Consider the following 24001-nt stretch of genomic DNA (forward strand, 5'->3'; position numbering starts at 1 on the left):
GTGTTACGCCGCCATACCCGTCCGCCGGCCGCTCGGTGAGGCACCCGGAACCGGCGCGGTCGGGGACGGGACGCCCCCGGTCGCGGCGTACCGCAGCAGTCGCTGTTCGAAGAGCTTCACGATCGCGGGAATCGTCGTTCGTCCTTCCACGGCGACCTGCTCGCCACTTGCCGAGGGGAAGTACAGGCCGAGCAGCAGCGGTCCGCGGCGCAGATAGACGACGGCACGGGCGGAGTCGCCGTCGCCGCTACTCGTGGTCACTTCGTACGTCAGTCGCTGCACACCCGGAGTCGACCCCCAGGACGAGTCGTCGAGCGGGCCGACCGTCGTCACCAGCGGCAGCCCCGAGGAGTCGGTGACCCTGCTGTCCGGGCAGTTGCGAGCCGACGCAGCGATCTCGGCGAACGCCTGCTCGGTCGCCGCCGTCGATCGGTACGCCACTGCCTCCGTGCTGATCCCCGGCCCACCGAGGACGTCGACGGCCCTGACCTGCAACCGCGCGGAACGCAACTGCTCGCTCGGGTAGCGCGCCGACGCGCACAAGTCGATCGTCACCGTGCCGTCGACCTGCGTCCCGTCGGGGATCGGCTCGACCAGGTAGCCGGAGGGCACGTCGGACTGCCGCACCACCAGGTCCCGCAACGACGCCGCCGTCGCGGGCGCACCGGAAGGGACCGGCGGCGTCGGAGTACCCGACGGCGCCGGACCGGACGGCGCCGGTGCGCTCGGCGACGTGGTCGAGGGCGGGCTCGTCGCCGGCGCGGGGCTGGTCGGCCGGGGTGACGGCCGGAATGCGGCGCTGGGTTCGGACCTGTCCCGCGTCAGCGCAGCGACGCCCAGCCCCACCAGGCCGCCGAGGACGACCAACGCGACGGCGATCACGGCGAGTACCCATCCCATGGGCCGTCCCGGCTTCGGGGGCGGACCGAGCGAGACGACCTCGGCAGTGCGGCTGTCGCCGGCCGGGGTCACCGTGCCCCAGGTCGGCGGGGGCGGCGGCGGCCAGACCCGCGCTGTCGGCGCCGGACCGTACTGCGCGATCGTCGAGTCGATCGGGCGTACGCCGTCCCCCGTGGAGCCCGGCACTGCCTCCGGGAAGACGTCGGAGGTCCATTCCGATCCCGTCCAGTACCGACGCTGGCCGGTGAACCACGGGTCGGGGTACCACCCGGACCGGTCCGGGTGGCCGGTCTGTCGCGACTCGTCCACGTGAGGTCCTGTCAGGTCGGGCGTCCTGCGACGCGTTGGCACGCGCTCGGCCGGGGCCAGCGGCCCCATCGCATCACGAGCCGCGGCCGTGAGGCCAACCCGCGCAGCGGTCTTCACCGACCCCGTACATGCGGCATGGTCGTCTCTTACGTCAGGGGCGCACAGTGTCTGTCGGCGGCGCGCCGTTGCGACCGCTCGGGCGCCCGGCGCCGCGACACGTGACCGACGACCACCGAAGCGCCGGGTCGAGCACTCCCGGGGAACGGAGAACCGATGGACACCTCACCGCTGCACTCCGAACCGCAGTACGCCGCACCGCAACCGGCCGGGGCCGACAACGCGACCGCGGTGCTTCCGCCGCGCCAGGTCGCCACCGACCACGCCGCGCTGCTGGAGGACGCCATCTTCCAGGTCAAGCGCGTCGTCGTCGGTCAGGACCGGCTGGTCGAACGGGCCTTCCTCTGCCTGCTGGCCGGCGGCCACTGCCTCATCGAGGGTGTCCCCGGGCTCGCCAAGACGTTGACCGTGTCCACGCTGGCACGGGTCGTCGGCGGGCACTTCTCGCGATTGCAGTTCACCCCCGACCTGGTGCCGGCGGACGTGGTGGGGACCCGGATCTGGCGCCCGTCGCGTGAAGAGTTCGACATCGAGTGGGGACCGGTCTTCGCCAACCTAGTGCTGGCCGACGAGATCAACCGGGCGCCCGCCAAGGTCCAGGCGGCGCTGCTGGAGGTCATGGCCGAGCGGCAGGTCTCCATCGGCGGTCATACCCGGCCGGTCCCTGCGCCGTTCCTCGTCCTCGCCACGCAGAACCCGATCGAATCCGAGGGCGTCTACTCCTTGCCCGAAGCACAGCGCGACCGCTTTCTCATGCAGGTCGTGGTGAAACACCCGTCCTACCAGGAGGAGACGGCGATCGCCGGCCGCATGGGCGTCCATCCGCCCCGGCCGGAGCAGGTCCTCACCATCGAGCAGCTCACGGCGCTGCAACGCGAGACCGAGGACGTCTTCGTCCACCACGCGGTGCAGGACTACGCCGTACGCCTCGTCATGGCGACCCGGGAACCGCAGGCGTGGGGCCTGCCGGCACTGCAGCCGCTCATCGCCCTGGGAGCCAGCCCACGTGGCACCCTCGGCCTGCTCGCCGCCGGCCGGGCCCTGGCCGTGGTACGAGGACGACGCTTCCTGGTCCCGCAGGACGTCTTCGACGTGGCGCCGGAAGTACTGCGGCACCGCGTGATGCTGTCGTACGACGCTCTCGCGCAAGGCGTCGACGTCGACGAGGTCATCGCCTCCGTGCTCGCCACCGTCCCGGCGCCGGCAGTCCGCTCGCAGCAGGGTTCGAGCAATGTCACGATGACCGACTTCAGCACTCAGGCCGCCGGATGACCAGGCTGCCGGGCCGACCCACCGCGACCGACTGGGTCTCTGAATCCGTTGGCACTCAGGTCAATCGCGCCGCGGTGCTCCGTCGTCTCGAGCTCGACGTCATCCGGCGGCTGGACGGCCGCCTCACCGGCGACCATCGGACCGCGGCGTACGGTCCGGGCAGTGAGCGAGCGGCCGCCCGTCCGTACCAGCCCGGCGACGACGCGCGGCGCATCGACTGGAGCCTCACGGCGAGATCACTGACGGCGCACGTCCGTACCACCGAGGCCGACCGCGAACTGGAAACCTGGGTGCTCGCCGATCGGTCGGCGAGTATGGACTTCGGTACGGCGCAGCGGGAGAAGCGGGACGTCGTGCTCGGCGTCGCCGCTGCCTTCGGCGTGCTGACGGCCCGGGCCGGGAATCGCTTCGGGGTCATGGCTTTCGGTGGCGACGCGCTGGTGCACCGGCCGGCCGCCACGGGACGGCGCGGCATGCTGGCCGGCCTGGCCACGCTCTACGACTGCGCCCGGCAGGGCGGAACTCCCGGACCGGGCGCCGATCTGGCTGCCGCGCTGCGGACGTTGCCGCGCGTCCAACCGCGCCGCGGCCTGGTCGTGGTGGTGTCCGACTTCCACGACGACGCCGACTGGGCCCATGCGTTGCGGGAGTTGACGCTACGACAGTCGGTCATCGCCGCGGTCGTCACCGATCCGCGGGACAACGTGCTGCCCGACGTCGGCATGCTGGACGTCGTCGATCCGGAAACCGGGCGCCTGCTTCATGTGCAGACCCGGTCGCCCAAACTGCGATCGAGATTCGCCGAAGCGGCCCAAGCGCGACAGGACCGGATCCACACGTCCATCCGCTCGACCGGCGCCGCCCTGGTATCGCTGTCCACCGACCGTGACTGGCTGACCGATGTCATCGGCTTCGCCACCGGTCGGGCCGTCATCCGCAGAACCGCTGCACTCCAAGGGGTCTCGTCATGACGTTCTTGTCCGGCTGGCGGCTGTTGCTGCTGCTGGTCCCGCTTCTGCTGCTCGTGGCGTATCTGGTCATGCTGCGGTCGCGCCGTCAGGCGGCGGTCCGCTTCAGCAGCGCCGAGCTGCTGCGTACGGTGGCGCCCAAGCGGTCCGGCTGGCAGCGGTTCGTGCCGTGGGCCTCCTTGCTGACCGCGATCGTCGTCGGCGTACTCGCCTTCGCCCAGCCGGCCTGGGCGATGCGGACACCGAAGGAACGCGCGACGATCATGCTGACGCTGGACGTCTCGGCGTCGATGCTGGCCACCGACGTGGACCCGTCCCGGCTGCAAGCAGCTCAGCAGGCAGCGCGCGATTTCGTTGCCGCACTTCCGGCCGGCCTGCAGGTCGGCCTGGTGACCTTCGACCAGAGCGCCCGTCTGCTCGTCTCCCCTGGGACGGATCGGACGACGCTGCTGGCGGCAATCGACGCGATGCGAGTCGGGCAGGGCACGGCGACCGGTTCCGGCATCGACCTGGCACTCAGCACGCTGGAAGGCGTCCCGCCGGGCGACGACGGGACGAAGGCGCCGGCGGCGATCGTCCTGATGAGCGACGGCGCTCCGACCGTGGGCAGCGGCAGGCAGTCGGCCACTGACACCCTCGACGAGGCGACGGCCCGCGCCGCGTCCGACGGCGTCCCGGTGACCACCATCGCCTTCGGGACCCCGGACGGGTCGGTCACGATCCGCGGTGAGCAGGTCGCAGTTCCCTATGACCCGCAGACGATGGCGGGCATCGCCGAGGCGACCGGCGGGCAGACCTTCACCGCCGAGAGCGCAGATCAGCTCGGGTCGGTGTACGAGCAGATCGGCAGCATCGTCGGGTACGACGTCGAGTCGTACGACCTGACTGCGCTCGCCGCCGGCCTGGCCCTGCTGTTCGCCTCGCTGGCAGCCGCGTCGGCCATCGGTTGGGCGACCCGGCTGGCGTGACCTGAGACCGGCAGCGCCATCGGGAATAGCCGGGCGGCGTGCGGGGTAGCACGTCGGGATGACCTGGCCGCATGCGCTCGTGCTCGATGTCGACGGAACTCTGGTGGACTCGGTGTATCAGCACACCGTCGCCTGGGTGCGCGCGCTGCGGGCGCACGACCTCGACATCGCCCACAGCACAGTGCATCGCGCGATCGGCCTGGGCGGCGACAAGCTCGTCGCCCAGGTCGCCGGCCAACAGGCGGAGGACGCTGCCGGTCCGGCGATACGCCAGCGGTGGGAAACGGAGTTCGACTCGTTGCGGCCGCAGGTCCGGCCGCTGCCCGGAGCCCGCCAGCTGCTGACGGCGGCTGCTGACCGCGGCGTCCCGGTGTTCTTGTCCAGTTCAGGCCGCCGGGTCGACATCGAGCACTACGTGCAACTGCTCGGCGCCGAGCATGCGGTCGTGGGATGGACCACCGCGGACGACGCCAGCCACAGCAAACCCGATCCCGAGTTGGTGGAGATCGCACTGACGCGGCTCGGCACCCGTGACGCGATCATGGTTGGCGACACCGGCTGGGACGTGGAGGCCGCTCGCCGGGCCGGCCTGCGCACGGCGACGGTGCTCACCGGGGGCTGGGGCTCCGCCGAGTTGGTCGAGGCCGGCGCCAGCGTCGTGGCACCGAACATCGGTGCGCTGCGGTGGATGTGGGACGCCCCGCCGGGCGCGCCCAGCGCAGCCGGCGACGGTTCCGCGCAGCAGGTCGTCGCCGTGTCGGCCGGTCGTACGCCGTAGCCGGGCCCGAGTACCCAGCAATCGGAGAACCACTTGCAGCACCGGTGAAACGCCACCGTGGTGAGCGGCGCCGGGCCGGGCAGTTCCGTGGTGAACAGCGCCGCTGCTAGTGGTGGCGGAGCGCGTCGATAAGTTGGCCCTTCGACATGCTGGCGCGACCGGGGATCCCGACCCGCTTCGCCCGCTCGTACAACTCCTTCTTCGTCATGTCGTCGTAGGCGCCGGCTCGACCGCCACGCCTGGCCACGGCAGATCGGGAACTTGCCGCCGATGCGTTCGAGATCCGTGCGGCCTTCTGTTTGCTCATGCCCTCCTTCCGCAACGCCTCGTACTGTTCGGTGTCCTTGAGGCTCGCGTTCGGCATACCGATCCTCCTCGCTGGTCGATAGGCGACGTGCCCGGGCGAGTTGGGTCCCGTCGTCGTCTCCGGTGCGGCGCTGCGTCGGCTGATGGGCGCGGCATACCCGTCCTCAGCTCGTCCTATCCGAACTGGCCTGAGTAGGAGGCCACCGTCCCGGCATGTCATCATGTGAGGACATGACTGTGGGCGGGAGGATGATGACGGAGTCCCGAACGCTCACACCGTCCCGAGCACCATCACAATCTCGGGCGCTGCTGCCGACTCTCGTCTTCGTCACCCTGGTCGTCTCGATCATCTCGAGCCTTGGGGCACCGCTCATCCCGACGATCGCGACCGAAACCGGCGTCTCCCTGGCGACCGCGCAGTGGATCCTCACGGTGACCCTGTTGGTCGGCGCCATCGCCACCCCGATTCTCGGTCGGCTCGGCGACGGCCGGCGACGACGCGAAGCGGCGCTGACCGCACTCGTCCTCGTCGTCGTCGGCGCGGTGCTCGCCGCGCTTCCGCTGTCGTTCGCGGCGTTGATCGCCGGCCGTGGCCTGATGGGCGTCGGGCTGGCCCTGACCCCGCTGGCGATGGCAGCTGCGCGCGACGCGATCGCCGGCCAACGGGGACGGCGCGCCATCGCGATGCTGTCGGTGTCGACCGCCACCGGGATCGGCCTGGGCTACCCGCTGACGAGCCTGGTCGCCGAGGTCTGGTCCTTCCGGGCCGCGTTCTGGTTCGGCGCTGCGATCGCCGCCGTCGCCCTGGTCGCGGCAATTCCGACGTTCCCACGGACGCCCGACCGGCCGCCGCGTCGGTTGGATCTCGTCAGCTGCCTGCTCGTGGCACCCGGACTGGCTCTGCTGCTGCTGGCGATGAGCCAGTACGGCACCTGGACCGGCCAGGCGGTCGCGGTGATCGCCGCGACAGCGCTCGTGTTGCTTGCAGCGTGGATCGTCCGAGAGGTCCACTCGGCCGCCCCGCTGGTGAACCTGCGGCTGGTGATCCTGCCCGGAGTTCTCGCCGCGGACCTGATCGGGTTCTTCGGGACGTTCGGTGTCTACACCACGATGACCGTGTCGATCCGCTTCGTGCAGACGCCGACCGATGCTGGCTACGGGTTCGGTCAATCGGTCTTCGTCGCCGGCCTCACGCTGGTCCCGCTGTCGGTGTTCACCGTGGCGGCCAACCGGTTGACCGGTCCGCTGGCGCGCCGGTTCGGTCCCGACCTGATCCTGCCGTTGGGCTGTTTCCTGTTCGCCGCCGCCGGCGCCACGTTCCTGCTGGCACACAGCAGCCTGTGGCAGATCTTCCTCATCATGGGTATCGGTGGGCTCGCCATGGGCTGCACCTCGACGGCGATGCCCGGCCTCATCGTGCGTTCCGTGCCGGCGGACGAGACCAGCAGCGCGATGAGCTTCAACCAGGTGCTGCGTTTCCTCGGTGGCGCGGTCGGCAGCGCGTTGACGGCGACCGTGCTGGAGAACCACACGCCGGTGGGCGCCCACCTGCCGACGCTGGACGGGTACGTGGTGATCGTCTGGACGTCCATGATCTCGCTCGTGCTGGCCGGTATCGTCGCCGCCGTTCTGCAACGACGAGCCCGCGGTCACGACGTCGACCGCGCCGACGCAGCGCTCCTCGAGGAGGAGAGCATGGCCGACGCTTATCCCATCGGCGCCCCGCGGACGAACGAGACCTGATGGCCGTCCGAGGCGAGGCCCGTCAGACCCTGCTGGCCGCCGCGAGGACGATGTTCGCCGAACGCGGCTACGACAGGACGACCACCCGAGACATCGCGGCGTCTGCGGGCGTGGACGCCACCTTGATCACCCGCTACTTCGGGAGCAAGGCCAAGCTGTATCTGGCGGCGCTGCAGTTGGACCTCGCCAGCGGGCCGCCGCCGGACCTGCTGTACCCGGGCCGCATCGCCACGACGCTCGACCGGGTGGGCACGGCGGGGCCTGGACCGCTGCTGCGGGCCGCGACGCATCCGCAGAGCGACGAGACGATCGCCAGGATCGCCCGTGAGGTCCTCACCGCCCGGATGGTGGAGCCGCTCGCGCAACGATTCGAGCGGGACGGGCTCGATCAGCCTCGGCTGCGAGCGGAAATCGCTGTCGCCGCCTTCGCGGGCATCACCTTGGGGCGGACGTCGGGGATGTTTCCGGAGCTGGCGGACATGCCCAATGCCGCGCTGTCCGAGGTGATCGAGATCGTGCTGTCCTCGGTCGCCTCTCCCTGGGTCGCCCCCGAGCCGACCGAGGACGCCGGGGAGCCCGTCACGGCACCACGGTGACGTGGATGGCGTCCTGCCCGTCGACCTCGCCGGCCAGGATCCGCACGGCCAAGTCCACATCGTCCAGGCCGATGCGATGGGTGTGCAGCGCCGACAGGTCGTGCCGGCCGGACGCGAGTACGGCGACTGCCTGGGCGAACGCGGCCGACTCCGCGCCCAGGGCGGTCTTGACGGTGAGTTCCTTGCGGAGCAGGTCGTCTGCCGGCAGACCGGCCTCGCCGTGGCGTGCGACGTACATGACCGTCCCACCGCGACCAGTCGCGGCCACCGCCAGCCGCAACGCGTCCGGCGCCGGAGTGAAGTCGAAGGCACGATGCACGCCACGGCCGCCGGTGATGTCCAGCACGGCATCCGCGACGTCGAGGTCCTCCAGCACGTCAGTCGCGCCCAGGGATCGCGCGATGTCGAACTTCCGGCCGTCGCGTTCCCGGCCGGCGACGATGATGCGGCCGGCACCGGCTTCCTTGAGGGCGATGATGCTGGCCAGGCCACGCTGGCCCGGACCGATCACCAGGACGTCCTCACCGCGCTGCGTCCCGCCGACGTCGATGGTCCACGACAGCGCCGCGGCGAGCGGATTGAAGAACACCGCGTCGGCGATCTCGACGTGCGCCGGCATCGGATGCAGCACCGTGCCGGGCAGCACGACCAGGTAGTCGGCGTACGCACCCCACAGCGACGGTGCGCGGTCGATCGGCAGGTACGAATACACCTGCCGGTCCGGGCACTGGTGGCGCTGGCCGGCCGCACAGCGAGGGCAGACCCCGCAGGATGCGGTGGGCTCCACCGCGACCCGGTCGCCGACCGAAACTCCCCAGCCGGGCGACGCGTCGGGGCTGAGCCGTTCGATGACGCCGACCGGTTCGTGACCGAGGACCATCGGGTACGGCGGCGGCTGACCGGCGGCGCCGGCCAGCCCTCGGTACTGGTGCACGTCGGTGCCGCACATCCCCCCGCCTTCGATGCGGACGAGGGCGGCGCCGGCGGGGAGTTCGTCCGGTATCGCGATGCGGCGAAGCTGCAGCCGGCGAGGACCCTCCAGGACCGCGGCACGAGAACTCACCGAGTACTCCTTTCGTGACAGCGCCACCGGGTCGCCGGCAGCCTCGGCGCAGCCGGAGTCCTCGGACTGGACGGCCAACGGCGTATCCCGGGTAGACGGCCGTGCCGGGCGATGGTACGAATCGGGTCGTCAGTCAGCTCGACGGAGGTGGTTGGCATGGGCCCCGAGCACCGGTCGGTGACCGACCTGTTCGCGGACGAGGTGGAAGGTGTCGACCCGACCGATCCGGTGTCGTGGTCGCTTCGGACGAAGGAGGCCCGGATGGAGACCAGCGGAGAACGCGCTGCCGACCAGGACGCGTTGCCGGCGGCAGAACCGCAACCGGACGCCGTCCCGCTGGTGATCGACGCCACGACGAACCCCGACGACCTGCCGATCCACGTCAACGACCAGCCCCCGGTCCATTTCAACAGCGACGTCGGCGGCATCCGCGTTACGCCGTAACCCGGCCGTCCCTTCCCATCATCGCTGGCTCGCCCCGGTCCGGCTGCGGTTCGAACGGGCGCGACGAGGTCGTCATTTCGGAGTTTCATGCAGTTCAACCACGTGGCCGTACGCATAGATCCGGCCCATTTCGAGTTGATCGTCGACATGCTGGTCGCCCGGTTGGGATTCGTCGAACTGCGTAGGATCGACCGAGCAATCTGGTTGCGTCAGCCGGGGACGAACATCGACCTGCAGCTGACCCACAGCACGACCTCGAACCGTGACGACGACAAGCGGCGCTCCCAGGTGTCCTTCCTCAGCTTGCAACCCCGGCAGGATCTCGACGACCTCGTCGGTTGGCTCGGCGAGCGTGGTCTGCCGGCCACGGTCGGGGTCTACTCCGATCGCGAGTTCTATCTGGATGCGCCGGCGGCGTTCGTCGACTTCGTCATCGAAGCGATGCGACCCGAACTCGCGGAGTACGACGTTCAGGTCTGACCGCGCAACCCTCAGCCGAGGCTTCCGCCGGCTCCACTGACGGAACCGAGCTCGGCTGGACCTCAAACCTCGCTGCGCCGCGAGGTGCGGCGGGCGCAGCGATGCGAGGAGACGCCGAGGATCACCAGAGTCATCGCCGGGACTGCCATGACTCCTTGGAGTACATCCGGGCCGACGAACGGGATCTACACGACGAGCTCGACCAGCAGCAGGACACCGGAGCCGACGGCGGCCAAACCCAGCCGGGTGGAACGCCGCCACGCCATGACCGCCGTGATCGCACACGGCAGGGCGACGCTGGCGGCGAGCCACATTCCGGGCACGACCCACGAGGTGAGGCCCAAGGGTTCGAGGTCGCTGACTGGAGGAGTGAAGGTGCCAGTGACGAGCTGCACCGATCCCGCAACCGCGGCAACGCTGGTGGCCGCTGCGGTGATGCCGAGAGTGCGGCGCCATCGCGGCAGCGCCACAGCACGGTCAGGGGTTGCCGGCACCTTCAGCACAGTGTTCATCTCGCCATCCCTCCGGTTTCCGATCGTCGATGGCGACGGTCGCCGCATTGCAGCGGCCGATCACCGGGCGATACCAACGGGCAGCCTTACTGACCTCAGGCTGGATCGGCCAACCAGAGCCGAGTAGGGCCAGAAGGCCCATGGCCCAAGGTCGCCTCCGCCACCGGTCCCGGATGAGCAGGCGACGTGACAACTGGGCGACGACGGCGACAGTGCCTTCGTCAGGCGTACCGAGGACGGCCGCCCACGCCGTACGTGAGCGCGACGATCCCGGTGCCGAACACGCGCGAGTCGGTCAGGTCGAGTGCGAAGTCCAGGCCGCTCTTGGGGAACAGCCGTTCTCCTTCGCCGACGATCACCGGGAACTGGACGAGGTTGAGCTCGTCGACCAGCTCGCGTTGAAGCAGCCACCGCGCGAGCGAAGCGCTGCCCACCACGAGCAGCTCACCGCCGGATTGCGCCTTCAGCTCCCGGACGCGCGCTTCGATGTCGCCGGAGATGACCGCAGTGTCATTCCACGTGGGCGTCCTCACCGTGGCGGAGACCAGGTACTTCGGCTTCGAGCTGATCGCCTCCCCGAAACCGCCGTCGTCGCTGCGGGCTCCCCAGTACGTCTCGAACAAGCCGTACGTTTTCCGCCCGAGCAGGAATGCGTCGGGCCGCCGCCACGTGTCGAGGATGTACTGCACCGCGCCGTCGTCGTTGAGCGAGCGGCCCCAACCGCCGCGGGTGAAACCCGGGTCCATCGCCTCGTTGTTTCCGCCGTTCGCCTGCGCCACACCGTCCAGAGTGATCTGCAGGCTGATCGTGAGCTTCATGAACGCTCCCTCGCTCGGGGGTGGGATGTACGGGATCGCACAGAACGAGACCGGTCACCACGTTCCCACGACGACGGTGTTGAGCGACGGTCAGGCTAGTCCGAGCCCTGACCTAGACCTTCGATCGTCGCGTACCGTGCGGAAAGATCGCGGATGCGCTGCCAGACAACTGCTCGAGGCGCGTCGATCTTGAGTGCTCGGATGTATTCGTCGAGCCGTTGCGGGCGGTCTTGGAGGTAGGTGACCGCCCTGGTGAGGCTGTCGCCGACCGTCCTGCCGTACGCAGCGTCCGCCTTACGCGCGCCAGTTCTCAAGGCGGTGATGTCGGGTTTCATCATGGCCAGGTCGATCAGGTCGCGGCCGAACGTCGACGTGTCTGCCCAACGGTCGTCGTTGGCGAGCAGTTTGGTTGCGACCTGGTCGGTTCGGGTCAGGATCCGCACCCCGCAGATCTCATCGTCCAGGGAGGGAGTGTCGAGGTCGATGCGGCCTTCGTGGATGATCTCGAACTTGATCGCAACTCCTGCGACGAACACCGACGTCCGGATCCCGTAGCCGTCGACAGAAGGTGTTCGGCCCAGGTTCAGTTTGCGTGTGGCGAGAGCGTCGAGCCCGTGGTCCCTGACGATCTGGCGCAGCGCGCGGTAAGACTGCTGGTCGGAGACCAGGAAGTCGATGTCGACCGATTCGCGGAACTCACCGTTGGCGAGGACGATCGCGGTGCCGCCGCCGAACCAGCAGTTGTGCTCGGTCAGGAGCCGTCCGTCGAGCATCGACAGCAGCTCGGCCACCTGCTGGTGGTGCAACCGCCTAAACAAGGAGCCTCCCGTTGCTGTAGGTGTCCGCGAGGTGCTGGATGAACGCCTTCTCGTCATCGGTGAGGGCTTGCTGGTTGAGGTGTCGCCAGCCGCGTTCGTAGAGGTTGAGTGCCTCTGTCTCGGTGATGGTGGTGCCGGCGTCGGTCTGCCACGCCAGCGTGCGCAGACCGGGGTAGTCGCCGACCGTGATCGTCGCCGGTTCTGCTGCTGGAGCGTCGAGGATCGGGACGACGAGGTGGAGTCCGAGTGCGGCTGCAACGTTGATGTAGGCGCCGATCGTGACCGAGGGGTTGCCTGCCTCGATCCTGTGCAGGGTGACACGCGAAACGCCAGCAGCTTCGGCGCAGGCGGTTGCCGTGACGCCGAGGGCCTTTCGGCGTTCGCGCAGTCGAGCGCCGAGGCGTTCGAGGTCCGCCTGTTGTTCAGAGCTTGTGTAAGGGCTAGAGGCCGGCATGTTGCTCATTTTAGTCATATGGCGTGCTAAGTCAATAATGAGAAACACTTTGAGCAATCCAATCGGGCGGGCGGACCAGCCCAGAGCGCAGCCGGCCGCACCCACTCGACGATCTCGTCCACGCAGGACGAAGCCCGATGGTCGACCGGCTTGCGGACTGTCTGCGGACCGACTCGAACCTGAGGGCCCGCGACTCTCAACGCCTACCGGCGAATCCCGAACGCTAGACGTTGAAGCGGAACTCCACGACGTCGCCGTCGGCCATGACGTAGTCCTTGCCCTCGACCCGGACCTTGCCGCGCGCCTTCGCCTCGGCCATCGACCCGGCCTCGATGAGATCGTCGTACGACACGACCTCGGCCTTGATGAATCCCCGTTGGAAGTCTGTATGGATCACCCCGGCGGCCTGCGGTGCAGTCGCTCCCGTGGGGATGGTCCACGCCCGGGATTCCTTGGGGCCAGCGGTCAAATACGTCTGCAGTCCCAGCGTGTGGAATCCGACCCGGGCGAGTGCGGCGATCCCGCTCTCGTGTTGTCCGACGGATTCCAGCAGTTCCAGCGCCTCCTCGTCAGGCAACTCGACCAGCTCGGATTCCAGTTTCGCGTCGAGGAACACCGCTTCCGCCGGAGCCACGAGCGCCGCCAGCCGGCTCCGCAGCTCGTCGTCGCCGAGTTCGTCGTCATCGAGGTTGAACGCATACAGGAAAGGCTTGGCCGTCAGCAGGAACAGCTCTCGCAGCGGCTCCGGATCCAGGCCGGCGCCGAACACGGTCCGGCCGGCGTCGAGGACCTCTCGTGCCCGTTCGGCCGCAGCGAGCACGACGGCCTTCTCCTTGACCAGCCGCGCCTCCTTCTGCAGCCGCGGGATCGCCTTCTCCAGGGTCTGCAGGTCGGCCAGGATCAGCTCGGTGTTGATCGTCTCGATGTCGTCGGGCGGGGATACCTTGCCGTCGACGTGGACGACATCGGGATCGGTGAAGGCCCGGATGACCTGGCAGATCGCGTCGGACTCGCGGATGTGTGACAGGAACTTGTTACCCAGCCCCTGTCCCTCGCTGGCCCCACGGACGATCCCGGCGATGTCCACGAACGTCACCGTCGCCGGGACCACGCGCGCAGAGCCGAACAGCGCCGCGAGCCGCGCCAGCCGGGCATCCGGTACGCCGACCACCCCGGTGTTCGGTTCGATGGTGGCGAACGGGTAGTTCGCGGCCAGCACGTCGTTCTTGGTCAGGGCATTGAACAGCGTCGACTTGCCGACGTTCGGCAGGCCGACGATGCCGATGGTGAGCGCCACGGGCCGGGAGTCTAGGCGCGAGTGGCGCCACCGCCTGCCGGCGACCTGTCAGACCCCTCCGACACCATCGGGCCATGGATCCGTTCGCCGTGATCGCGGTCATCGTCGTCGGTGTGTTGGCGTACGCCGCCGGGCTGTACGTCGGTCGCGGCGCCGCCCGGAGCAGCCGAGCCGAGTTCGCTCGGCTGGCCGCGGAGTCCCTTCGGGCCAACAACGACCAGTTCCTCGCGCTCGCCGAGACCCGGATGCGGGCCACGCAGGACCACGCCGCTGCGGAACTGGCGCAACGGGAGCACGCAGTCGGGCAGCTCGTGGCACCCCTCCAGGAGGCCTTGGCGAAGGTCGAGCAGACCCTGGGATCGATGGAGCACACGCGGATCTCGAGCCAGGCGAGCCTCATTGAGCAGCTCGGTGCCGCGCGCCGCGCGTCGGAATCGCTGGAGAGCCAGACCCGCGCCCTGGTCACTGCCCTCCGCGCGCCACAGAGCCGTGGTCAATGGGGCGAGATGCAGCTGCGCCGAGTGGTCGAGGTCGCCGGGATGGTGGAGCACTGCGACTTCGATGAGCAGTCGACGCTGCGGACCGCCGACGGCAGCCGTCGGCCGGACCTGGTCGTCCACCTGTCCGGCGATCGCCATGTCGTGGTCGACGCCAAGGTCTCGCTGTCGGCCTTCCTCGAAGCGGCGGCGACGTCGGACCCTGACGTCCACCGCGAACGGATGCAGGCGCACGCCCGGCATCTGCGCAACCACGTCGACGACTTGGCGGGCCAGGACTATGGGGCCCAGCTGCCGGGCGCCGCGGAATTCGTCGTGTTGTTCGTGCCCGGTGAAGCGTTCCTCGCGCCAGCACTCGAACACGACCCCGGGCTGCTGGAGTACGCCGCCAGCCGCCGCATCGTGCTGGCCACGCCCACCATCCTCATCACGATGCTGCGCACGGTCGCCCTCAGCTGGCGGCAGGACGCCGTCTCGCGGCACGCCACGGAGGTGCTCGAGCTCAGCCGCCAGATCTACGACCGCCTCGCCACGCTGGCCGGTCACGTCGACAAGCTGGGCCGCTCGGTGGGTCGCGTCGTCCAGGACTACAACGCCGCGCTCGGTTCCCTCGAAGGCCGGGTGCTGGTGACGGCCCGTCGACTGGCCACCCTCAAGGTCGTCGACGCGCCACTGGACTCCCCCGCGCCGGTCGACGTCGCGCCCCGGCCGGTGACCGCGCCCGAGTTCCTGGCCATGGGATACGACGAGGACGAGGACGACGACTGGCTCGCCGGCGGCTTGCTCGGTGGTGGCCAGCCCGCGGCGCAGCGACAGCGAGCCGGCCCGGCTGCCTGAGTGGTCGCGTGTTGTCGGCGGACGGCGGGGCGTGCGGGATGTCCTGCCGTACGGTATGGGGCGATGAGCATCCCTGACCACGCGGCGGCGGCCGAGCCGGCGGGCGACCCTGGCGTCCCGTCTCACGACAGAACCCTGTTCGAGGATCCTGTCGACACTCCGCCGGTGCTCGACCCCGCCTGGGAGACCGCCCGCGCGGCCAACGGCCGACCCGTGCCCACCGCGGCCGCGCCAGTGCAGTCCTCGCCCGCCATCGCCGGATCGTCAGCCGCCGCGGCGTCGACCATCGCGGGCTCAGCTGTCCCTGGCGATCCGGCAACGGAGACCGCTACTGGCCCCGCCCATACAGCCCGCACGGCCCACCCCGATGGTTCGGCGGGGGCACCGGGTTCGGCACAGCCCGCAGGTTCGGTACGCCACGAGGAGGCCGAGCCCGTCCCGGTCCGCGCAGCGCCTGCGGTCGACGTCGGCCGGTTGTATCGGTCCGCCGGCGCCGCCGGTCCGGCGACGACCGGCACGATTCCGGCGTTGACGCCGGAGATGCTGGCGGCCCGAGCCGCCGCGGCAACCGCGGCCTCGCCGCCACCGGCCGCCGTGCAGTCCCGGCCGCAGTCAGCGGGTCCCGCCGCCGTTCGCCCGGCGGGCGCGGGCCTGAACGCTCGCGGCGTCGCCGTCGTCGTCACCGGCGTCACGCTGCTGCTCGGTCTGGCGGACGCGATCATCGGCACCGGCCGGCTCGGCTGGGTCACCGGCGTCGGGCTTGTGCTGTCCAGCGTGTACGCCGCGTTCGCCGTACGCCTCAACGACCTGTGGACCGCCGTGTTCACCCCGCCGCTGGCCTACCTGGTCACGGTGCTCATCGCCGGACAGCTCACCTTGGGCGAAGGCACCCTGCTGACCCGCGAAGCGATCATGATCGTGTCGACGTTGTCGTTCAACGCCCCCTGGATCCTCGCCGCGACCCTGGCGGCCCTGGTGATCGTGTTGGTCCGGCGCCGCGCCGTTGCCGCACCGCGGCAAGCCGCGGTGGGCACGTCACCGACGACCGGTGCCGCAGGACCGCCGCCCGCCTGAATCGCCCCGCCCCGCGTCGAACCGCGCCCGAACACGCGAGCCGCCCTGCACGCAGCGGCGCCGAAACACAACAGCTCCCGACACCCAGCCGGCCACGAGACACATCGGCCCGCGAGCCGCCCGGCACGCAGGGGCCCCGAGATGCAGGGGCCCCGAGATGCAGGGGCTACGAGATGCAGGGGCTACGACGAGGCGGCCTCGGCCTTGCGTAGGTCGCGGCGCAGTTCCGGCGGAAGCGCGAACGCCAGATGTTCCTCCGCAGCGGCGACTTCTTCGACGTCCTCGAAGCCCCGCTGCGCCAACCACTCCAGGACGCCGGCGACCAGCGTCTCGGGCACCGAGGCGCCGCTGGTGAGGCCGACAATTGTCGCCGTCGCGAACCATTCGTCGTGCAACTCACCGGCGTGATCGATCCGGTACGACGATCCGGCCCCCGCCTCCAGCGCGACCTCGACCAGCCGGACGGAGTTCGACGAGTTCCCCGAACCGACCACGATGAGCACGTCGCAGTCGGGCGCAATCTGTTTGACCGCGCTCTGCCGGTTCTGTGTGGCGTAGCAGATGTCATCGCTCGGCGGGTCGACCAGCAGCGGCAGCCGTTCGCGGAGCCGGGCCACCGTCTGCAGCGTCTCGTCGACCGACAGCGTGGTCTGCGACAACCACGCCACCGGCGCGTCCTGGCCGATCTCGACCGTGGCCGCCTGGTCGGGCCCGTCGACGAGGGTGATGTGGTCGGGCGCCTCGCCAGCTGTCCCGATCACTTCCTCATGCCCGTCGTGACCGATCAGCAGGATGCGGTAGCCCTCCTCCGCGAACCGCCTGGCCTCCGCGTGCACCTTCGTCACCAGGGGGCACGTCGCGTCGATGGTGCGCAGCCGGCGAGCCTTGGCTTCCTCGTGGACCACCGGAGCGACCCCGTGGGCGGAGAACACCACGGTCGCGCCCTCGGGCACTTCCTCGGTCTCGTCGACGAAGATCGCGCCAGCCGCCTCCAGGGTGGCCACCACATGCCGGTTGTGCACGATCTGCTTGCGCACGTAGACAGGCGGGCCGTACACCTCCAGCGCCTTCTCCACCGTCACGACCGCTCGGTCCACACCGGCGCAGTAACCGCGGGGCGCAGCCAGCAGGACCTTCCGCGTGGCGCTCACCGGCCCATGGTAGGTGGCGGCGGCTAGCCTCGCGGCCGTGGCACTGGCAACCTCACCCGAGCAGCCGGCTCCGGTTCGCACCATCGCGCGGCTCGTCTCGGACTGGGTCGACCGCCTCGGCGCGGTCTGGATCGAGGGCCAGGTGGCGCAACTGACCCGGCGTCCCGGGGCACGTACGGTCTGGTTGACGCTGCGCGACACGGACGCGGACATGAGCCTGCAGGTCGTCGCCGGGCTGCTCGTGGCCGGTTCCGTCACGCCCCCGCTGGCCGAAGGTCAGCGCGTCGTGGTCCAGGCCAAGCCCGAGTTTTGGACCGGTCGTGGCCAATTGCAGTTGCGGGCCACCGAGATTCGGCCCGTCGGGCTGGGAGCTCTGCTGGCGCAGATCGAGCAACTCAAGGCCGTACTGGCTGCCGAGGGCCTGTTCAGCAGCGACCGCAAGCGCCCCATCCCCTTTCTGCCGCGGTCGATCGGTCTGGTCTCCGGCCGCAACAGTGCCGCGCTCCGCGACGTCGTCGCCAATGCGCGCCAACGCTGGCCCGCGGCGCGATTCGAGGTGCGGGAAGTCGTCGTACAGGGTCCGCAATCCGTCCCGGCGATCGTCGCCGCACTGCGGGAACTCGACACGCTGGCCGCCGTCGAGGTGATCGTCGTCGCGCGCGGCGGAGGCAGCGTCGAGGATCTCCTGCCGTTCAGCAACGAAACCCTCGTCAGGGCCGTCGCGGCGTGCCAGACACCGGTCGTGAGCGCCATCGGCCACGAACAGGACTCGCCGCTACTCGATCTGGTGGCCGATCTGCGCGCTTCCACCCCGACCGACGCCGGCCGCCGAGTTGTCCCCGACGTCGCCGAGGAGCGGCGGCGCATCGACGACCTCGCGCGCCGGGCCTCGGCACGGACCCGCGGCCGGCTCGACGCGGAACAACGCTGGTTGCAGTCGACGGTCGAGCGCGCCGTCCTCGCCGAGCCCGGCACCATCCTGCAGGGCCACCGCCACCTCCTCGACCAACTGACGGCCCGGGCCGTGACCACGCTGCGACACCGGCTCCATCGCGCCGAAGACGACCTGACCCACGTCACCGCACGGGTGCGCGCGCTGTCGCCGGCGGCGACGCTGGAACGTGGGTACGCCGTTGTACGACGGGCGGACGGGACCGTCGTCCGCTCCGCGGCCAGCGTCGAAGCCGACGAGTTACTGCGGATCAGGCTGGCCGACGGCGAACTGACGGCCCGTCCGGACGCGCGCTGACCGCCACGCATTCCGATACGGCCGGCTGGCGGTCGCGAGCCACAGCGGCCGGACACAAGGCGCCGGACACAAGGCGCCGGACGCAAGGCGCCGGACGCAAGGCGCCGTAGTCGAGCAGCCGGACGCGGCAAGGCGCCGCACGCAGGCAAGGCGCCGCACGCAAAGCCGCCGAGCCAGCGCGGCAGCCCAACGGCGGCGAGCCGCCTACAGTGGCCGCCGTGACCAGGGGCGACGATGCGACGGCAGCCGAGTCGGCATCCGGAGCGAGCGAGGACACCGCCGACGAGTTCGCCGGTCTGGGCTATGAGCAAGCCCGCGACGAGTTGACGACCATCGTGCGGGCGCTGGAGGCCGGTGGCGCGACGCTGGAGGAATCGCTCGCGCTCTGGGAACGCGGCGAGGCACTGGCCGCCGTATGCCGGCGCTGGCTCGACGGCGCTGCGGCCCGCCTGGACGCTGCCGCCCGCCGGCACGCCACCACCAGCGACACGACTGGCAGCGACACCACCCGCGGCCAGACGGTGGGCGACACGACAGCCGGCGACAACACCGCCACGAGCAAGCGGTCGTCCTGACAGGATCGGTGCCCGCAGCGCCCGCTGTGTCGCCGCTAGGAAACCTGCTCAGCCAGCCACAACTTGGCCGCAGTGTTGTCCGCGGGGATGGTGAACTCGTCGACCGCCATGATCCGGTCGATGTTCTCGGCCACCGACTCGACCGACAACTCCGGGTCGTGCATCCCGGCCCCGAGACCGAGGAACACCCGGGCCACCGAGCCGGCGCGGCATTCGAACACCTCCCCGTTGACCGTGCACGAACGGTGCGACAGCCAGCCGACCAGTGGCGCGACGAGGTCCGCGGAATACTGCTGCTGGGCCTCGCGGCGCGGGTGGCCCACGGGGAAGGTGACATCGGCGAGCCGGGTGAAGGCGGCCGGATTCACCGCGTTCACCCGGACACCGACCGACGCGCCGAGCAGGGCGAAGGACCGGGTCAGCCCGTACACCCCCGCCTTCGCCGCGGTGTACGCCGGTTGCGGCGTACCGAAGATCGCCGACGATGTCGTCATCACGACCCGCCCGTAACCCTGCGCCACGAAATGCGGCCACGCGGCAGCCGTCACGTTGAAATGCCCGCCGGCGTGGACCCGGACCATGTTCTCGAACTCGGCGTACGACAACTCCGCCAGCGGCGACTCGTTGGCGATCCCGGCGTTGTTGACCACGATGTCGAGCCGGCCGAACTCGTCCAGCGCCTGTTCGACCGCCGCAGCCGCGCCGGCCGACGTGGCGATGTCGTCCCCATTGGCCACAGCCCTGCCGCCGGCCGCAACGATCTCGGCCACCGCCTGCTCGGCGGGCTGCAGGCTGCGGCCGCCACCGGCAAGATCGATCCCCAGGTCGTTGATCACGACGGCGGCACCCCGAGCTGCCAGCAGCCCGGCGTGTGCCCGGCCGAGCCCCCGGGCCGAACCGGTCACGATGGCCACCTGGCCGTCGTACCTTGCCTCGTCCATTCCGCTCCTCACCGCAATGAGTTCGACCGCACCGAGTTCGCGCGAACGACGGTCAGCTTCCCGCCAGTTCGGCCACGACGTGGACCATGGCGTCCTTGCTGTAGTTCAGACCGATGAAGTACGAGATGCCGTAGCGTTCCCGGTACATCCGCATCTGGTCGGCGACGGATGCGACCGAACCGCGATACGCCCACGGCGTGCCCTGCATCGCCTGCACGATGAGCTGGTGCCGGGTGGGAGCCTCGTCCACCTGGACCTTCCCGTCGTCCAGGACCATGCTGAAGATGTTGACCGCCAGGGTGAGTTCGGGCATGCGGTCGCCGGCCACCTCCCGGACCTTGGCGATCTTTCGTTCGAACGCCTCGGGCGTGCAGTCGTCGAACTTGTGATTGGGCTGGCCGGGGATCTGCCGGGGTTCGGTCTGCGGGATGACGTTGACGATATTGGCGTGTTGCGCCGCGATCGTCAGCATTCGCGGTCCGCCGCCGCCGACCATGATCGGCGGGTGCGGCTGCTGGACCGGCTTCAGCAGGGGCGACTGCACGTTCACCGACGGGTAGTACTGGCCGTCATGGGTGAACGGGTCGCCCGCCCAGGCCTGCTTGAGGACGGTCAGCGATTCCTCCAGCCGACCGACCCGGACCCCGCCACGATCGAACGGCATACCGAGCGCCGTGTAGTCCTTCTCCATCCAGCCGGCACCGATGCCCAACTCGAACCGGCCGTCGGAGAGGATGTCGATCGAGGCGGTCTCCTGGGCCAACGCGACCGGATGCCGGAAGTCGTTGTCCAGCACCAGGTAGCTGAGGCGGAGTCGATCACTGATCTGGGCAGCTGATGCCATCGCGGCGAGCGGGCCGATCCGGTCGTCGACGTGGTCGGAGACGAACATGACGTCGAAGCCGAGGTCGTCGACTTCCCGGACCATGTCGACCCAGTCCTGCCGGCGGCGCACACGCGACGGCGACACGTGCGCGGTCTGCATTCCGAAACGGAACGGACGCAACGTTTCCTGGGCACTCATCGCGCGGTCAGTCCGTCGTGTGCGGTTCGCCGTACTGACCCTGGAAGAGGCTGCGCGGCTTGGAGGCACGGGGACGGGTGAAACCGGATGCGCTGCGCAGACCCTTGGTCAGTTCGTCCTCGCCCTGATTCTCGCCCTCGGCGGCTTCCCAGGGATTGAACGCCCGGTCGACGTGCAGCATGACCTCCAGGGCCATGCCATATCCGACTCCGACGTCGTCGCGGAAGATTCGCTGCCAGCGCGAGACGAATGCCCGACGCATGAACCGCAGGGCCAGCGTGTCGAACGTCGCCAGCTGGTGCGCCAACTCCAGCGCGCGCGGCATCAGCTCGTCCAGCGGCATGACCTCGTTGACGAAGCCGATCTCCTGCGCCTGCTGGGCGGTGATCTTGTGGCCGGTCAGCAGGAAGTACTTGCCACGATTGGGGCCGAGCAGTTCCTGCCAGAAGATATGGGCGCCGTCGGCCGGCGGCTCGCCCATGTAGACGTGGCCGTCGGTGAAGTACGCGTGGTCGGCGGCCAGCACGATGTCGTTGAGCACCACCAGTTCGGAGTGGTGGATCGACGGTCCGTTGACCGCACCGATCACCGGGCAGTCGATCTGGAACAGGTAGTCGTACTGCATCTTCTGCCGCCGGGCAGTGAACTCGTGGTGGTCGGGGGTGGTGAAGCGCTCGCGCCACGGACCGTGCGAGCCGATGAAGGCGTCGCCGGTCCCGGTGATGATGACGACCCGATTCTCGCGGTCGGCCGCGATGTCCCGCAGCGCCGGCGCCCAGTCCTCGTGGTGCTCCTGCGCGTAGTCGGCGGTCGTCCCGTCCGGATCCTGCAACCGCATCACCAGGACGCCGTCGTCAAAACGTTCGAAGGCCAGGGTCGGATACCGATTCGCGTACTCCGGTTGTGACATGTCGACGGTCCCTTTCGGCAAGGTACTTAACGTCTGTGAAGTAGCTTGGCGAAGCTAACACGACCCAGGTAGACCGTCAATGAGTCACTGCCGGAAACATTTCACGAGCAGCTGTTTCGGACGCTCGGAACGAAAGATCTTGCTGCGCCACACGGAACGCCGGCGCCGTCAGCCGCCCTGCAGCGAGGTGGCGAAAGGTTCCAGAACGGTCCAGTCGACCGTCCCGGTGACCACCGTGGTCACTCCATCGGTGGTGCAGACCAGCGAGCGCTCGCCGGCCTCGGCGTTCTCCCAGCGTTCCCACGCCGTCGATCCGAGGGTCACCACGCCGACCCGGCGGCCGTCACGGGTCCGTTCGGCCAGGAACCGCCGGTCGGTGGTGCGCGCCTGGGACAGCCCGACGTACTGCTCGCCCGCGGTGACCCACCCGACCTGCCACACCGGGACCCCCGGCAGGTCCGGCAGCGGCTCGTACCGGGCGCTCGTGGGCGTCCAGTCCGCTGGGCTGACGACCGGAGCCAGGACCGGGAAGTCCGCGGCCGCCCGGGCCCGGATCAGGACCGGCTGATAGTCGACCCGGGTGGTCGGGGTCGGCTGGGCGCGGCCGGCGACAGCGACGACCACCAGGCAGATGAGGACGACGACGACCATGGACAGCACCATGTCGCGCAGGTTCTGCGCCAGGCTCCGGCGCCGGGCTGCTGCCATGACCCCCATGCTCCCGGACGGTCGCACCGACCGACGACGCGGGCCGTCCGCCGATAAGCTCCGTCGGATGCCGGGGACGCTCCCTGCGCCGCGCCGACACCGGAGGGCCCATGACACCGAGCAAAGCGGCCGTTCGGGAAGCGCCCGACCGCAACCTGGCCCTTGAACTGGTCCGGGTGACCGAAGCCGCCGCCATGTCTGCTGCCCGTTGGGTGGGTCGCGGCGACAAGAACGGCGCTGACGGGGCCGCGGTGAACGCGATGCGGGCGCTGGTCGGCAGTGTGTCGATGAACGGCGTCGTGGTCATCGGAGAGGGAGAGAAGGACGCGGCTCCCATGCTGTTCAACGGCGAGCGCGTCGGCGACGGCACCGGACCGGAGTGCGACGTCGCAGTCGACCCGATCGACGGGACGACGCTGGCAGCCAAGGGCATGCCCAACGCGATCTCGGTGATCGCCGTCGCCGAGCGGGGCGCGATGTACGACCCGAGCGCGGTCTTCTACATGGAGAAGCTGGTGACCGGGCCGCTGGCGGCGGACCTCGTCGACATCACCGCGCCGGTCAAGACCAACCTGCGCCGGATCGCCAAGGCCAAGGGCGAGCGCATCGCCGACCTGACCGTCTGCGTCCTGGACCGGCCCCGGCACGAGGGCCTGGTCCGCAACATCCGGCAGGCCGGCGCACGCATCAAGTTCATCAGCGACGGCGACGTCGCCGGCGCGATCATGGCCGCCCGCGACGGCACGGGCGTCGACCTGCTGATCGGCATCGGCGGTACGCCTGAAGGGGTCATCGCGGCGGCGGCGATCACCTGCCTCGGCGGGACCATCCAGGCCAAGCTGTGGCCCCGCGACGACGACGAGCGCCGCAAGGCACTGGACGCCGGTCACGACCTGGACCAGGTGCTGCTCACCGACGACCTGGTGACCGGCGACAACATCTTCTTCTGCGCGACCGGCATCACCGACGGCGAGTTGGTCCGCGGTGTGCGCTACAGCGGCACCCAGGCCCGTACTCATTCGATTGTCATGCGCAGCAAGAGCGGGACGATCCGTGAGATCAAGAGCGAGCACCGGCTGGACAAGCTCGGCCTGTACTCCGCGGTGGATTTCGACGGCGGAGCCTGATCGCTCCCGGAACGGGACCGCGCACCGGCCGCCCCGACGGACACGCAGCGGCCGCCTGGCCTGCG

Annotated in this window: 26 protein-coding genes; 13 read left to right on the forward strand and 13 right to left on the reverse strand. The window is 69.8% G+C overall.

Annotated elements, in window-relative coordinates:
• Window positions 1-3 precede the first annotated feature (3 nt).
• On the reverse strand, window positions 4-1278 hold the full coding sequence (locus tag EPO13_11020) for a DUF2510 domain-containing protein (GenBank protein ID TAK68620.1): 1275 nt from the start codon (window positions 1276-1278) through the stop codon (window positions 4-6).
• 204 nt (window positions 1279-1482) lie between these two features.
• Here EPO13_11020 and EPO13_11025 point away from each other — a divergent pair, with 204 nt between their 5' ends.
• Genes EPO13_11025 through EPO13_11040 form a run of 4 tightly spaced genes read left to right on the forward strand, consistent with a single transcriptional unit; the run spans window position 1483 to window position 5312 of the window.
• Window positions 1483-2598, forward strand: coding sequence for a MoxR family ATPase (locus EPO13_11025; protein ID TAK68621.1), 1116 nt, complete (start codon window positions 1483-1485; stop codon window positions 2596-2598).
• Window positions 2595-3569, forward strand: coding sequence for a DUF58 domain-containing protein (locus EPO13_11030; GenBank protein ID TAK68622.1), 975 nt, complete (start codon window positions 2595-2597; stop codon window positions 3567-3569). The genes EPO13_11025 and EPO13_11030 overlap by 4 nt, the downstream gene beginning before the upstream one ends.
• The gene (locus EPO13_11035; GenBank protein ID TAK68623.1) at window positions 3566-4534 is read left to right on the forward strand and encodes a VWA domain-containing protein; all 969 of its coding nucleotides are present in this window, start codon (window positions 3566-3568) and stop codon (window positions 4532-4534) included. The genes EPO13_11030 and EPO13_11035 overlap by 4 nt, the downstream gene beginning before the upstream one ends.
• Before the next feature lie 58 nt (window positions 4535-4592).
• The gene (locus EPO13_11040; GenBank protein TAK68624.1) at window positions 4593-5312 is read left to right on the forward strand and encodes an HAD family hydrolase; all 720 of its coding nucleotides are present in this window, start codon (window positions 4593-4595) and stop codon (window positions 5310-5312) included.
• A gap of 106 nt (window positions 5313-5418) precedes the next feature.
• Here the strand turns inward: EPO13_11040 and EPO13_11045 are convergent, their stop codons facing one another.
• A complete protein-coding gene (locus EPO13_11045) occupies window positions 5419-5676 on the reverse strand; it encodes a Rho termination factor (protein ID TAK68625.1) in 258 nt (85 codons plus the stop codon).
• A gap of 155 nt (window positions 5677-5831) precedes the next feature.
• On the opposite strand from EPO13_11045, the gene EPO13_11050 reads away from it, so the two are divergent.
• A complete protein-coding gene (locus EPO13_11050; protein TAK68626.1) occupies window positions 5832-7361 on the forward strand; it encodes an MFS transporter in 1530 nt (509 codons plus the stop codon).
• A complete protein-coding gene (locus EPO13_11055; GenBank protein TAK68627.1) occupies window positions 7361-7957 on the forward strand; it encodes a TetR/AcrR family transcriptional regulator in 597 nt (198 codons plus the stop codon). Before EPO13_11050 ends, EPO13_11055 begins: the two co-directional genes overlap by 1 nt.
• On the opposite strand, the gene EPO13_11060 is transcribed toward EPO13_11055, so the two are convergent.
• Complete coding sequence (locus EPO13_11060; protein ID TAK68628.1) at window positions 7941-9098, reverse strand: alcohol dehydrogenase; 1158 nt, start codon at window positions 9096-9098, stop codon at window positions 7941-7943. The genes EPO13_11055 and EPO13_11060 overlap by 17 nt on opposite strands.
• A 78-nt stretch (window positions 9099-9176) precedes the next feature.
• On the opposite strand from EPO13_11060, the gene EPO13_11065 reads away from it, so the two are divergent.
• Together EPO13_11065 and EPO13_11070 are read left to right on the forward strand one after the other, a co-directional pair.
• Window positions 9177-9464 (forward strand): hypothetical protein, encoded by a 288-nt coding sequence (locus tag EPO13_11065; protein TAK68629.1) that lies wholly within the window; start codon window positions 9177-9179, stop codon window positions 9462-9464.
• 87 nt (window positions 9465-9551) lie between these two features.
• A complete protein-coding gene (locus tag EPO13_11070) occupies window positions 9552-9944 on the forward strand; it encodes a hypothetical protein (protein TAK68630.1) in 393 nt (130 codons plus the stop codon).
• 185 nt (window positions 9945-10129) lie between these two features.
• Here EPO13_11070 and EPO13_11075 read toward each other — a convergent pair whose 3' ends face one another.
• From EPO13_11075 to ychF, 5 genes are all read right to left on the reverse strand, one after another.
• Entirely contained in the window at window positions 10130-10456 is a 327-nt protein-coding gene (locus EPO13_11075) for a hypothetical protein (protein TAK68631.1), read from the reverse strand.
• A 221-nt stretch (window positions 10457-10677) separates the two neighbouring features.
• Entirely contained in the window at window positions 10678-11274 is a 597-nt protein-coding gene (locus EPO13_11080) for a dihydrofolate reductase (protein ID TAK68632.1), read from the reverse strand.
• 95 nt (window positions 11275-11369) lie between these two features.
• Window positions 11370-12149: a hypothetical protein gene (locus EPO13_11085; GenBank protein ID TAK68633.1), complete on the reverse strand. Its 780-nt coding sequence runs from the start codon at window positions 12147-12149 to the stop codon at window positions 11370-11372.
• Window positions 12085-12651, reverse strand: a complete 567-nt coding sequence (locus tag EPO13_11090) for an XRE family transcriptional regulator (GenBank protein ID TAK68634.1) — start codon at window positions 12649-12651, stop codon at window positions 12085-12087. The genes EPO13_11085 and EPO13_11090 overlap by 65 nt, the downstream gene beginning before the upstream one ends.
• 118 nt (window positions 12652-12769) lie before the next feature.
• Window positions 12770-13843: a redox-regulated ATPase YchF gene (gene ychF, locus EPO13_11095; GenBank protein ID TAK68635.1), complete on the reverse strand. Its 1074-nt coding sequence runs from the start codon at window positions 13841-13843 to the stop codon at window positions 12770-12772.
• A 74-nt stretch (window positions 13844-13917) separates the two neighbouring features.
• On the opposite strand from ychF, the gene EPO13_11100 reads away from it, so the two are divergent.
• Together EPO13_11100 and EPO13_11105 are read left to right on the forward strand one after the other, a co-directional pair.
• On the forward strand, window positions 13918-15177 hold the full coding sequence (locus EPO13_11100) for a DNA recombination protein RmuC (GenBank protein TAK68636.1): 1260 nt from the start codon (window positions 13918-13920) through the stop codon (window positions 15175-15177).
• Window positions 15178-15240: 63 nt separating this feature from the next.
• On the forward strand, window positions 15241-16251 hold the full coding sequence (locus EPO13_11105) for a hypothetical protein (protein ID TAK68637.1): 1011 nt from the start codon (window positions 15241-15243) through the stop codon (window positions 16249-16251).
• A 182-nt stretch (window positions 16252-16433) separates the two neighbouring features.
• On the opposite strand, the gene EPO13_11110 is transcribed toward EPO13_11105, so the two are convergent.
• Window positions 16434-17615 carry a 4-hydroxy-3-methylbut-2-enyl diphosphate reductase gene (locus EPO13_11110; GenBank protein ID TAK68638.1) on the reverse strand — a complete coding sequence of 394 codons (1182 nt, stop codon included), beginning with the start codon at window positions 17613-17615 and terminating at the stop codon, window positions 16434-16436.
• On the opposite strand from EPO13_11110, the gene EPO13_11115 reads away from it, so the two are divergent.
• Entirely contained in the window at window positions 17440-18651 is a 1212-nt protein-coding gene (locus tag EPO13_11115; GenBank protein ID TAK68639.1) for an exodeoxyribonuclease VII large subunit, read from the forward strand. The genes EPO13_11110 and EPO13_11115 overlap by 176 nt on opposite strands.
• A 218-nt stretch (window positions 18652-18869) precedes the next feature.
• Window positions 18870-19226: an exodeoxyribonuclease VII small subunit gene (locus EPO13_11120; protein ID TAK68640.1), complete on the forward strand. Its 357-nt coding sequence runs from the start codon at window positions 18870-18872 to the stop codon at window positions 19224-19226.
• A 35-nt stretch (window positions 19227-19261) separates the two neighbouring features.
• On the opposite strand, the gene EPO13_11125 is transcribed toward EPO13_11120, so the two are convergent.
• The 4 genes from EPO13_11125 to EPO13_11140 form a co-directional block, all read right to left on the reverse strand.
• A complete protein-coding gene (locus EPO13_11125; protein TAK68641.1) occupies window positions 19262-20167 on the reverse strand; it encodes an SDR family NAD(P)-dependent oxidoreductase in 906 nt (301 codons plus the stop codon).
• 52 nt (window positions 20168-20219) lie between these two features.
• Window positions 20220-21191: a TIGR03621 family F420-dependent LLM class oxidoreductase gene (locus EPO13_11130; protein ID TAK68642.1), complete on the reverse strand. Its 972-nt coding sequence runs from the start codon at window positions 21189-21191 to the stop codon at window positions 20220-20222.
• Window positions 21192-21198: 7 nt separating this feature from the next.
• Window positions 21199-22101, reverse strand: coding sequence for an enoyl-CoA hydratase/isomerase family protein (locus EPO13_11135; GenBank protein TAK68643.1), 903 nt, complete (start codon window positions 22099-22101; stop codon window positions 21199-21201).
• Window positions 22102-22269: 168 nt separating this feature from the next.
• On the reverse strand, window positions 22270-22818 hold the full coding sequence (locus EPO13_11140) for a DUF4245 domain-containing protein (GenBank protein TAK68644.1): 549 nt from the start codon (window positions 22816-22818) through the stop codon (window positions 22270-22272).
• 101 nt (window positions 22819-22919) lie between these two features.
• On the opposite strand from EPO13_11140, the gene glpX reads away from it, so the two are divergent.
• Window positions 22920-23936, forward strand: a complete 1017-nt coding sequence (gene glpX / locus EPO13_11145) for a class II fructose-bisphosphatase (GenBank protein ID TAK68645.1) — start codon at window positions 22920-22922, stop codon at window positions 23934-23936.
• Window positions 23937-24001 lie beyond the last annotated feature (65 nt).

The sequence above is a fragment of the Actinomycetota bacterium genome (genome assembly GCA_004297305.1).
Classification (GTDB): Bacteria; Actinomycetota; Actinomycetes; order S36-B12; family FW305-bin1; genus FW305-bin1.